The 9,146-nt window shown below is 67.7% G+C and carries 14 protein-coding genes; 2 read left to right on the top strand and 12 right to left on the bottom strand.

Annotated features, from left to right (window positions below; all coding sequences use genetic code 11):
- Window positions 1-168: 168 nt before the first annotated feature.
- The 11 genes from AC1D2K_RS22595 to AC1D2K_RS22545 all read right to left on the bottom strand — a co-directional run bounded on the left by AC1D2K_RS22595 (window position 169) and on the right by AC1D2K_RS22545 (window position 6,940).
- Window positions 169-1,956, bottom strand: coding sequence for a DNA cytosine methyltransferase (locus tag AC1D2K_RS22595; RefSeq protein ID WP_478091145.1), 1,788 nt, complete (start codon window positions 1,954-1,956; stop codon window positions 169-171).
- Entirely contained in the window at window positions 1,953-2,633 is a 681-nt protein-coding gene (locus AC1D2K_RS22590) for a deoxynucleotide monophosphate kinase family protein (protein ID WP_478091143.1), read from the bottom strand. Before AC1D2K_RS22590 ends, AC1D2K_RS22595 begins: the two co-directional genes overlap by 4 nt.
- A 23-nt stretch (window positions 2,634-2,656) precedes the next feature.
- A complete protein-coding gene (locus tag AC1D2K_RS22585; protein ID WP_478091141.1) occupies window positions 2,657-2,920 on the bottom strand; it encodes a hypothetical protein in 264 nt (87 codons plus the stop codon).
- Window positions 2,917-3,063: a hypothetical protein gene (locus tag AC1D2K_RS22580; RefSeq protein ID WP_478091140.1), complete on the bottom strand. Its 147-nt coding sequence runs from the start codon at window positions 3,061-3,063 to the stop codon at window positions 2,917-2,919. The genes AC1D2K_RS22585 and AC1D2K_RS22580 overlap by 4 nt, the downstream gene beginning before the upstream one ends.
- 18 nt (window positions 3,064-3,081) lie before the next feature.
- Window positions 3,082-5,118, bottom strand: coding sequence for a replication endonuclease (locus tag AC1D2K_RS22575; RefSeq protein WP_478091138.1), 2,037 nt, complete (start codon window positions 5,116-5,118; stop codon window positions 3,082-3,084).
- On the bottom strand, window positions 5,118-5,423 hold the full coding sequence (locus tag AC1D2K_RS22570; RefSeq protein ID WP_478091137.1) for a hypothetical protein: 306 nt from the start codon (window positions 5,421-5,423) through the stop codon (window positions 5,118-5,120). The genes AC1D2K_RS22575 and AC1D2K_RS22570 overlap by 1 nt, the downstream gene beginning before the upstream one ends.
- 5 nt (window positions 5,424-5,428) lie before the next feature.
- Window positions 5,429-5,842, bottom strand: coding sequence for a hypothetical protein (locus AC1D2K_RS22565; RefSeq protein ID WP_478091135.1), 414 nt, complete (start codon window positions 5,840-5,842; stop codon window positions 5,429-5,431).
- A 97-nt stretch (window positions 5,843-5,939) separates the two neighbouring features.
- Entirely contained in the window at window positions 5,940-6,254 is a 315-nt protein-coding gene (locus tag AC1D2K_RS22560) for an ogr/Delta-like zinc finger family protein (RefSeq protein WP_478091133.1), read from the bottom strand.
- Window positions 6,251-6,448 carry a hypothetical protein gene (locus AC1D2K_RS22555; RefSeq protein WP_478091131.1) on the bottom strand — a complete coding sequence of 66 codons (198 nt, stop codon included), beginning with the start codon at window positions 6,446-6,448 and terminating at the stop codon, window positions 6,251-6,253. Before AC1D2K_RS22555 ends, AC1D2K_RS22560 begins: the two co-directional genes overlap by 4 nt.
- Window positions 6,449-6,495: 47 nt before the next feature.
- Window positions 6,496-6,696: a type II toxin -antitoxin system TacA 1-like antitoxin gene (locus AC1D2K_RS22550; RefSeq protein ID WP_478091129.1), complete on the bottom strand. Its 201-nt coding sequence runs from the start codon at window positions 6,694-6,696 to the stop codon at window positions 6,496-6,498.
- Between the two features lie 37 nt (window positions 6,697-6,733).
- Window positions 6,734-6,940, bottom strand: coding sequence for a hypothetical protein (locus tag AC1D2K_RS22545; RefSeq protein ID WP_478091127.1), 207 nt, complete (start codon window positions 6,938-6,940; stop codon window positions 6,734-6,736).
- A 14-nt stretch (window positions 6,941-6,954) separates the two neighbouring features.
- On the opposite strand from AC1D2K_RS22545, the gene AC1D2K_RS22540 reads away from it, so the two are divergent.
- A complete protein-coding gene (locus AC1D2K_RS22540; RefSeq protein ID WP_478091125.1) occupies window positions 6,955-7,356 on the top strand; it encodes a helix-turn-helix domain-containing protein in 402 nt (133 codons plus the stop codon).
- A gap of 131 nt (window positions 7,357-7,487) precedes the next feature.
- Window positions 7,488-8,537, top strand: coding sequence for a BRCT domain-containing protein (locus AC1D2K_RS22535; RefSeq protein ID WP_478091123.1), 1,050 nt, complete (start codon window positions 7,488-7,490; stop codon window positions 8,535-8,537).
- 75 nt (window positions 8,538-8,612) lie between these two features.
- Here the strand turns inward: AC1D2K_RS22535 and AC1D2K_RS22530 are convergent.
- On the bottom strand, window positions 8,613-9,146 hold a 534-nt coding region (locus tag AC1D2K_RS22530), incomplete at its 5' end, for a PLL family lectin (RefSeq protein ID WP_478091121.1).

Below are 9,146 nucleotides of genomic sequence, written 5' to 3'. Positions count from 1 at the left end.
CGCCTATCCCATCGCCCGGTGAGAGGTCTTGCTTCTGAGCAGTGCTCTTCATTCGGATCTTCTGCCGAAACCAGCGCTCGAATGCCGGACAGCGGTTCGGCCGTCTATTGAAAATGCCGGAAACGGTGAGTGCCCGGCCGATCGCGGTGTTCGTGCTTAAGCTGCGAGTCATAGGACACCTCCAACAGTCAGCGCAACCGCCACATCACGCACCCAGATCGGCTGCGACGACAGCATGAAGGTCTCGCCGCTCCAGGCCAGCAACAGGGTGGTTCCCATCACCCCCGCGATCGCGCATGCCGCGTCGCTCGGCACCGCGTTCCCGATGCGCTCGCGCCAAGCCTGATCGCTCAAGCCGTCCAGTTCGAAGCGTTCCTCGGGGTCGAATAGCGACTGCAGAGCCGCCAGTTCGAGCGTGGTGAACGGGCGGTGCCATGTGCCGTCGAGCGCCCGAATGCGGCACACCACCTTCTCAGCCAGTGCTGGCATGCGCGGATCGGCGACGCTCCACCGGCCGTTGTCGTGGCCTGCGGCCGCGCTGACTGCGCCAGAGGGCTGGCTCCATCGCGTCACGCCGTAGTGGCCGGCCGTCAGGTAGTTGTCGCCCTTGCCGCGCACGATGCCGCTGCGAGGATCTGCCACCGCGAATGCCCCTTGGCCGGTGTCGCTCCGGCCGATGACGGTGCCGGCGGATTCGCCGAAGGCCGTGATGCGGTACTTCCCCTTGCCCAGGAACCCAGTGCCCGCGCGTGGATCCGAGACGGCCTGGCCAGTTCCGTGCGCGCTCGTGACTGCCAGGCTCGAGCCCGTCCACGGCACGATCCTGAATTCGTTCGAATGCTTCGGCGGCCCGTCATGCCGCGGGTCCGCGATGCAGTACGCACCCTGGCCAGGGTTCTGCTGGCCGCCGATGGTGCCGCTCGTGTCTTCCCATCGGCGCACGCCGTAGGCCTGCCCATCGGTCCACTTCGTCGACTGCTTGAAGCGCGGATCCGCAATCGAAAAAGCTCCGTTGTGAGGCCGGCTCGCGCCCGCCACCACGCCGGCAGGCTCCGACCACTCGCGTACGCCCAGCGCGCCGTTGTGCATGGCGGGCACGATCAGGTAGTCGCGCAGGTGCCCGTTCTCGACGGCCAGCTTATTCAAGCTGCGCCAGTCGCTGCCGGCCTCGACGAAGGCCAGGCGCACCCAGGTCTTCCACTGCAGCGCCGGGATGCGATGCATCGGCCCGGCGCGCAGGTCGCCCGGCATCGGCATCTTGCCCAGCACGTCGCCCACGGCGCGCAGCGGCCGCTTCTCGGGCTCGTAGAGGAAGGGCGGCACCTTCTCGATGTGCCGCGCCACCAGCAGGAAGCGCTTGCGACTCTGCGCCAGGCCGCCGATTTCGCCGCAGTCGTGCGTGGTCTCGGCCACCGCGTAGCCGTAGCTGCGCAGCAGGCTCGTGATCTGGTCGAGCAGGTGCCGGCCGCGCGTGGCGATGCGCGGCACGTTCTCGAACAGGATCATTTCGACCGGGTCGTCCTTCCACGCCTCGAGCATCAGCCACACGCCGCGCAGCGTGAGCCGGTTCAGCGCCTGGTACTTGTCGGTCTTGCTCTTGCCCTCCGACAGCAGGCCGCTGAAGCCCTTGCACGGCGCCGACAGGAAGACGATGTGCGGCCGCTCGTGGCCCGCGGCGCGGTGCACGTCGGCCACCGTCGCCTCGACCCAGCCGGCCGGTGGCTTGCGGTCGTGGAAGGCCTCGTACTGGCTGCGATCGAAGAGATCGAGCACGGTGCCCTTGGCGCCGGCCAGGCGGTCGAAATCGCGGATCGCCGCCGCGTCGACGTCGATGCCGCCGATGCAGCGGAATTTCGCCTGCATGTTGCCGACGCGCGGGTTCGCCTTGTTGAAGCCGCGCGCGCCTCCGCCGAGGCCGACGAACGCATGAAAGTGGCGGATCTCGATCGTCGTCATGCCGCACCGCCTTCCAGCCCGCTCACGCACAGCAGCGCCGCCTCCGCCAGCACCGCCAGGCTGCCGTCATTCACGATGTCCGCATCGGCCTTGATGCGGTGGTGCTCCTCGCTGGCGTGCGCCGCGGTCGCGCCCTCGAGCTGCCGCGCCTCCGGCCGGTGGACGCGGACCACCTTCGCGCCCAGGGCGCGCAGCACAGCCTCCTCGATCGGGTCGCGCAGGTCGGTCACGACGATGCGCGTCCAGCCCGCGCCGATGTGCCGCTTGATCCAGCGCGCGACGATGCTGGCGTAGTAGTCGGGGTGGAAGCGGCGCTGGTAGGTCGCCCAGGTCTGCATGACCCAGCGCGCGCTGCGTGGTTCGGTCAAGCTCTCGCCGCAGTCGACGCACCAGTGCAGGAAGCCGGGTACGCCGCACATGCCCGCGGCCAGCGCCGGCAGTGGCAGCTCCTTCGTCGGCCGGTCGACCAGCATGCGCTCGTCGATGCGCCAGGCTTCGCAGATCTCCTCGCGCAGCGCGTCGGCGAACGCCACGCGACGGAAGCCGTGCCGCGGCGCGAGGACGCTGGCGACCGTGTCCYTGCCCACATCGGGATAGCCCGTGAGGGCGATGATCAGCGGGTTGCGCTGGGCGGCCTGGCCGGCGCGGCGCGCCGACGGCATCTGAATGGTTTCCATTTTTTATGCTCCCTGTCGAAAAGTCAGTCGTCGGCGCGCTCGCCGGAGGTGGCGCGTATCCGCGAGAAAAGCCGCAGCGCCGCGGTGTGCGCATCGGCGGCGCCGTCGCCCGGCGCCAGGTCGAGATCCAGGCGCTGCTGCCCCTGGTCGTCCTCGCGCGCGGCGCGGGCCTGCTCGCGCTTCACGCGCGCGAAGGTCTTGCGGATGTCCGTCGCCTCCGAGCGCCGGTACCGGAAGTTCGGATCGCTGCTGCTGACCGACGGCCGCGTGATGCGCGGGCCGCTCACGGCCGCCTCCGCACGCTGATGACGCGCACGCCGCCGAAGCGATCGAAGGCCATGCCCTCGGCCGCGGCGCACGACGCCGCGAGCTGCGTGTACTGATGGAAGACGCCTTCGGCGTCGATGACCTTCACGTGATGGGCATGCATCGTCAGACCTCCTTGGATTCACTGGTGGTGGGAAAAGGGAAGGGCGCCGGCCTGCTGCGCCGCGCGCATGGCGGCCCGCACCTCGGGCGTGAAGCGCGCGGCCAGGCTCTGCGGCGTCACGGCGGTGCGCGCCGGGCGTGCGGTGATCTCGATCTGGCTGCCGTGGGGCATGTGCCGGATCGCTGCGTCGTACTTTTCGAAGTTCGGGACGGGCTTCGGGGGCGGTGGTGGGGGTGGTTCGCCGCTGTCGAGCGTCGTGTCGTGCACTTTTGCCCAAGGCGCGTCGCCCATCAGGAGCGTTCGCAGCGTCTCGCGGCCCAGGCGCGCCGTACAGTTATTGAAACCAGTCCAAGGCCGCGCCAGCGCGGCTCGCTCCTCGGCCGACTGCACGCACGATTCACCGTCGACCACGCGCTTCCAGCCCTGCCGGCGCGACACAAGCCAGCGGCCCGAGGCCAGCTCCACGCCCACCACGGTCTTGCGGTCGATCTCCTCGCCGTAGAGGTTCTTGACGCCCGGCACCACGCGCACGGCCGGCCGCAGCGCCCAGGCGGCGCGCCTGCGGCACATGCCGCCCTGGGCCTGCGCATAGCGGTTCCAGTCGGCCAGCACCGCGCCGCTGCGCTGGCAGGCATGCCAGGCCTTCACGGCCGCGACGTCGCCGAAGTCCAGCCGCAGCTGAGCGCTGTCGATCTGGTCCTTGGTGACCCGGCGCATCTCGCGCCACACCACCACCGGTGGCTGCCCGAAGGGCTGGAACTGGCGGATGCCCCAGGTGCTGGCCCAGGCGTCCACGCGCTGGAAGCCCTTGTATTCGCGCGTATCCACCTCGAGCCCGTCGAGGTGCAGGCCCAGGCCGGCATCGCTGCCGTCTTCGGCGCCGATGTTCTTGGCGACGTACTTCGCCACGTAGCCCGCGGCACCACCGGCTTCCATGCGCTTGAAATCGCAGCGGTTCTTCTGCGCGCCGGGCTCGTCGCCGGCATCGGTCAGCCAGTAGCGGCGCACCGTCGCCTCGACCTGCTGCGCGGCGGCCTCGTCGTGGCACCACAGCAGCACGTGCCAGTGTGGGCAACCGTCGTGGTGCGGCTCCGCCACGCGAAAGCCGTACATCGCCACCTTGCGCCGCTGCAGCGCCGAGCGCGTGCGGGCCCACTTGTCGCACAGCCACTCCTGCCCCTCGCGCGGCGTGGCGCCTTCGTAGCGCGGGTTGGCGCGCGGTCGGGCCGTGGCGCCCTTGCCGCCCGAGTGCACCGCGTGGAAGCGGCTCGGGCAGGTCAGCGTGAGGAAGATGCCGATGTGCCCGCGCGCATCTGCGTATTCCTCGCAGCCGCGAATGCGCGTCATCAGCTCGCCGCGGCGGTTGTCGCGGTTCGACACCGAAGCGGCCGCAAGTTCGGCGAGCGTGTAGACCTGCCCGGCTTCGTTGCGCACCAGCGTGCGCTTGAGCAAGGCCTCGTTGCGCTGCAGCTGCTGGCTGCGGCGCGAACACGCCTCGTCGCTCGCGTAGCCGCCGTTCTTGCGATGCACCACGCCCAGCTTGATCGCCGCATGCTCCACCACCCGCGCCACCTTCTTGCGCAGCGCCGCGCGCCACCAGTGCTCGCTGCAGCCCCGGCTGATGACACCCGCGGGCGTCTTGCCCGACGGCAGGGCAACGTCCACCCGCTCGCACACGCTGCGCAGCACCTCCATGCGCTCGGCCGTGTCCAGCGCCTTCGGCCACAGCGACATCAGTTCCTTGACGTCTTCGGCAATGGCCCTGGCGCGCGTGCAGACCGTGGAGTCGGAGACGGCCCACTGCAGCACATTCCCGTGGCGCTCCTCGAAAGCGCCCATCCGGTCGATCCACGACACATAGCGGCTGTACCCCGCCGGGCCACCGGCTTCGTGCCGCAACAACTCCAGCTGCGGCCGCCATTGCGCCGGCACGCTCTCGACCAGCCGTCTCTCCATGGCACGGGCCACATACCGCTCCAGCGTGTTCCAGGGCAGCCGGGACCTGCGCCCGATCACCGACCAGAACATCTCACCGGGGCGTGCGGCGACCCTCATCACCGGCCCACCAGCGCCGCCAAGGGGCGCACATCGTCTTGCAGGTTGCGAGCTGCGGCTCGGATCTTTGCGCGCTCGCTCTCGGCGATCTCCAGCCACGCCCGCACGGCCAGCTCGCCCAGGTCGCCATCCAGGCCGGCCAGCATCAGCAAGGCCATGYGGTGCTCCGAGCGCAGGCACGCCCACTCTTGCGCCGCGGCGTCGGAGAAGCGGCCGCGCGAGGCGATCGCCACGAACTCATCGCGCAGGGTGCGCAGCTGGTGCATGGCGGCCTGGCGGGCGCGGGAGTTGCCGAAGGGCTGCATTGCGGTCAGGCGGCCTCGGCCACTGGTGCGGCGGTTGCAGTTGTGTCTCGCGGCATGTCCACGCTCACGACGATGCGCAGGCGACTCTTGCCGACGATGACGGTGTCCGTCGCGCCGTGGTGGCGGCGCTCGACTTCCTTCAGGCCCTGGGCCAGCAGCGTGTCCAGCAGGCGCTGCGTCTCCTTCGGCGAGGTGAAGTAGGTCGTGCGGACATAGAGATCCTTTCCGCCCCAGTCCGTGATCTCGTCGATCAAGAGGTGCAGGCCCGCGGCCTTCAATGCCGGCATGTACGCGTCGAGCAGGGCCAGGCGTGCCTTCATCCGCTGGAGCGTGGCCAGCCGGTTGGTGTGGCGTTCGTGCTCCCTCTGCAAGGCGGCCTCGTACAGCGTGGCGGGCGGGGGAGCGGTCTTTCTCTTCATGTCAGGAATCTCCGGGCTGAGTTGGTCCCGCAGTGCCTCCGAACAGGCACCGCTGGGTGGGTGAAGAAAGGGAAGGGGCGCGCGGCCGCGCCGGCCGCTATGAGGGGCCGTCAGGCGCGAACAGATCGCGCGTGCGGGGTGGCGCTTGCCGCGGTTCGTAGTCGACGATCGCGGGCGAGCGCATTTGCGCGGCGAYCACGTCGCGCTGCACGTGCGACGAGAGGGGCAGCATCACCGTGGCGGCCGGCGTGGCGGACGGGGACATGGTCAGGTCGGCCTCGGTGGTAGCGCGCCAGGTGTGGCCGCACTCGAGGTTGTTGCAGATCACGTAGTGGCGCGAGACGGTCGCGGAAATGACCTCGGTCGAGCGGATGGTGCCGAGCCATTCGCAGTGGGGGCAGCGCAGTCTCACTGGGCACCCCCTGGCTGGCACGCGACGAGGTAGAGGGCCCGGCGGCGGCCACCGGCCGCGCGGGCCGCGCGGCGCAGGCGGGTCTTCACCAGCCACTCTGCCGCGGCCTCCAGCGTGGGGAAGCCGCGCTGCGCCTGCACGCGCTCGAGCAGCGTGCGGTCGGCGTCGGTGAGGGTGATGGTGTGCTCGGGCATGGCGGCGGCTTTTCGTCAGACGTTTGTCAGCTCTTTGCGGGCTTCATTCACGCCGTTCGGAGGCAGAGACTTCGCTCGTGCGCCATCCCCAACACCTGTTCTGCCTCGCGAACCGCCATGTCGCGCACCAGCGTCGAAAGCTGTTCGCCCTGGTACTCGGCCATGGCTTGAACGAGCTTGTGCTCGTAGTCATCCAGGCGGAGGGTGAGCCGGTTGTCGCGGACACGCTTCGGGTCGGGATAGGTCATGGTGGTCGGAGAGGTGATGGACAGGGAACAGGGGATTTCAGGCGTCGAGGAGGGTGCGGGTGCGCTCGCAGTCGGCCAAGCCGCGCAGCAGCACCAGGCGGCACACGGAGGCCAGGGAGCGCTGTTCCTGCGCGGCAAGCTTTTCGACCGCGGCCCGCTCGGCGGGAAGAAGCCGCAGCGGAATTGGCTTTTTCGTGACCACGCCGTTGGGTGCGCGGCGGGTGGGTTTCGCGGTGGGTTCCATGGGCGGCGGTATCCTTGTTTGAAACGATCAATTGCACGGGTCACGGGCATTTTGGTCGATATTTGTCCTGTTTACATATCTATGGTGGCGACTTGTCGACCTTTGGGAATCGATTACGTGCAGAACGGAAACGTCTGGGTCTGAACCAGACGACTTTGGGCGCTGCCGGTGGCGTATCCAAAGAATCTCAGCTCAACTACGAGAACGACAGCCGTAGTCCCGACGCCAACTACCTGACCGCCATCGCGGCAGCTGGCGTCGATGTGACGTACCTCTTGACCGGCGTGCGTGCCGGCGATGCGCAGTTGAGCCGCGAAGAGCAGGCGCTGCTCGACAACTACAAGCACGCCGACGAGGAAGGGAAAGACGCCGCACGGAGGGTGCTTTCTTCGCTCGCGAAACAGAAGGCCGCGTGAGTGGCTCCGGGCGTGGCTCGGGTGGACGAGTTCGGCGCTGGCCGACGGGAGGCTGCTACAGGTCGCCAAGACGATAGCGAGCGAGGGGAACTGGCTCGACTGAGGTGAAAAGAAGTTAAGCAGGGGGGACGATGCAAGAACATACACTCGGCCCGGCCGTGGCGCTGAGCATTGTGGCCGGGGTGCTCGGCGCCTACATCTGGTCCTGGAGGCAGGTCGCGCGGTACGCCAAAGCACGGTGGGGCCTTCGGTGGCTTGGGCACGCGATGGGGCTGGTGTTTGGTGCGATGCCGGCGGCACTGTTCGCCGGGACCGCCGCTCTTGTCTTGCCGCCTCGCATTGAAGGTGAAGCAGCATGGGTGAGCGTCGTGTTCGTGATTCTTGCCATCGCTGTATTCGTCGCCTTTTGGCAGCTACCTCGACGTGCTGCGGCGTTGCGGAAGGGGCCTGGGCCGATTGAGCATGCTGTCTCGACGGGCAGTGACGAGGCGTCTCGGCAAGCAACCATCGCCAGGCCGCAACCGGCGTGGCAGACGTACAAGAGCGAGGCGTCCGCGCATCTCAAAAACGGGCTGAAGGAGACAACCAAGCCCATGCGAGACGCGGCGAACAAGCGTGCGTCGAGATTGATCGCACCGAGCGAGGGGAGCGTCGCCACGGTTTCGCTGCCGGATGTCTACCGCTTCGGCTATTGCGACGCGGACGGTGTCATCACCACGCGCGAGGTTCGGGTGCGATCGACTGGGCACGCAGGGGGGCGGCGTTATCTGGTGGGCCTATGCATGCAGGCGAGCGCTGAGCGCACGTTTCGCCTCGATCGAGTCATGGGGTCGCTGACCCAAACTTCGAGCGGATTTCGAATCTCGCCGGATGCACTGTTCAAGGCCGCAGGTGAGTCAAAGGCGATCGACACGAGTTCGTCGAGCAGGAATGCAAAACCGTCGGGCAGCAAGAACGCGAAGGCATGGGAAACCGCAGTTTATTTCGCCGGCTTCGGCAGCAAAAGGCGCGACGAGTTGGCAGCGCTGGCGGACGCGGCCGGCTGGCAAGTGCGCAGCACCCTGACCAAGACCGTCGACTACGTGGTCGAAGGTTCGATGGCCGGAATTTCGCAAATGGCAAAGGCCCGGGAACTCGGCATCAGCGTGATTGAAGAGGACACATTCAGGGCGATGGTGTGACTTCCGGCTGCGAATGAAATGCACCCTGTCCTGACCAGGACGTACTCGTCGGAATGGCCAAAGACCGCGGATTCTTCAGTTCCAGCCAACTCGACCATTCCAGAAATCGCTCCAAGCATAGTTGTCGAACCCGATCAAGAACAGATCGATATTGGTAGCAGTACGAGCAACCGCCGCGACGTGCTGCGTGTTCTTGTCGAAGACGGCCGGACCCGGAAGCGGAAACCAATCGCGCAGCCATTGACCCGGACGGGCGGAATCGGGCCAAGCGTTCGACCAGACGTGGCCGTCGTTGCCGATCACGAACAGATCCAGATTGTTGGCAGTACGAGCGACCGCGGCGACACGCTGGGTGTTCTTGTCGAACACGGCCTGGCCTGGCAGGGGATGCCAATCCGGCAACCATTGCCATTGCCCCGGACGAGCAGGATCGGGCCAAGCGCTTGTCCAAACATGGCCGTCGTTGCCGATCAAGAACAGATCGATGTTGGTAGCAGTACGAGCAACCGCCGCGACGTGCTGCGTGTTCTTGTCGAAGACGGCCGGACCCGGAAGCGGAAACCAATCGCGCAGCCATTGACCCGGACGGGCGGGATCGGGCCAAGCGTT

It is taken from the genome of Variovorax sp. P1_H12_2 (genome assembly GCF_056405335.1).
The sequence above is the reverse complement of the archived record's forward strand: the minus strand, read 5'-3'. Positions and strand labels throughout refer to the sequence as shown.

Coding starts and splice junctions, on each gene's coding strand:
- AC1D2K_RS22555 (WP_478091131.1), bottom strand. CDS start 6,448: ATGCCCGAGCACACCATCACCCTCACCGACGCCGACCGCACGCTGCTC.
- AC1D2K_RS22565 (WP_478091135.1), bottom strand. CDS start 5,842: ATGAAGAGAAAGACCGCTCCCCCGCCCGCCACGCTGTACGAGGCCGCC.
- AC1D2K_RS22550 (WP_478091129.1), bottom strand. CDS start 6,696: ATGACCTATCCCGACCCGAAGCGTGTCCGCGACAACCGGCTCACCCTC.
- AC1D2K_RS22595 (WP_478091145.1), bottom strand. CDS start 1,956: ATGACGACGATCGAGATCCGCCACTTTCATGCGTTCGTCGGCCTCGGC.
- AC1D2K_RS22580 (WP_478091140.1), bottom strand. CDS start 3,063: ATGCATGCCCATCACGTGAAGGTCATCGACGCCGAAGGCGTCTTCCAT.
- AC1D2K_RS22575 (WP_478091138.1), bottom strand. CDS start 5,118: ATGAGGGTCGCCGCACGCCCCGGTGAGATGTTCTGGTCGGTGATCGGG.
- AC1D2K_RS22545 (WP_478091127.1), bottom strand. CDS start 6,940: ATGGAACCCACCGCGAAACCCACCCGCCGCGCACCCAACGGCGTGGTC.
- AC1D2K_RS22535 (WP_478091123.1), top strand. CDS start 7,488: ATGCAAGAACATACACTCGGCCCGGCCGTGGCGCTGAGCATTGTGGCC.